Genomic DNA, 480 nt, shown 5'->3' on the forward strand with positions numbered 1-480 from the left:
AAGGTTATTAACCTTAACACCTTCCTCCCGACTGAAAGTACTTTACAACCCGAAGGCCTTCTTCATACACGCGGCATGGCTGCATCAGGCTTGCGCCCATTGTGCAATATTCCCCACTGCTGCCTCCCGTAGGAGTCTGGGCCGTGTCTCAGTCCCAGTGTGGCTGATCATCCTCTCAGACCAGCTAGGGATCGTCGCCTAGGTAAGCCGTTACCTTACCTACTAGCTAATCCCATATGGGTTCATCTGATGGTGCGAGGCCCGAAGGTCCCCCGCTTTGGTCCGGAGACATTATGCGGTATTAGCTACCGTTTCCAGTAGTTATCCCCCTCCATCAGGCAGATCCCCATACATTACTCACCCGTCCGCCGCTCGTCAGCAGAGAAGCAAGCTTCTCCCTGTTACCGCCCGACTTGCATGTGTTAGGCCTGCCGCCAGCGTTCAATCTGAGCCATGATCAAACTCTTCAATTAAAAGTGT

General features: G+C 53.3%; 1 rRNA gene. It reads right to left on the reverse strand.

Annotation, left to right across the window (positions count from 1 at the left end):
- A 16S ribosomal RNA gene (locus AAZR23_RS20720) occupies positions 1 to 473 on the reverse strand; the annotation flags it as partial.
- Between the last annotated feature and the right edge of the window lie 7 nt (positions 474 to 480).

Source organism: Morganella sp. Je.2.23 (assembly GCF_051129855.1).
Taxonomy (GTDB): domain Bacteria; phylum Pseudomonadota; class Gammaproteobacteria; order Enterobacterales; family Enterobacteriaceae; genus Morganella; species Morganella sibonii.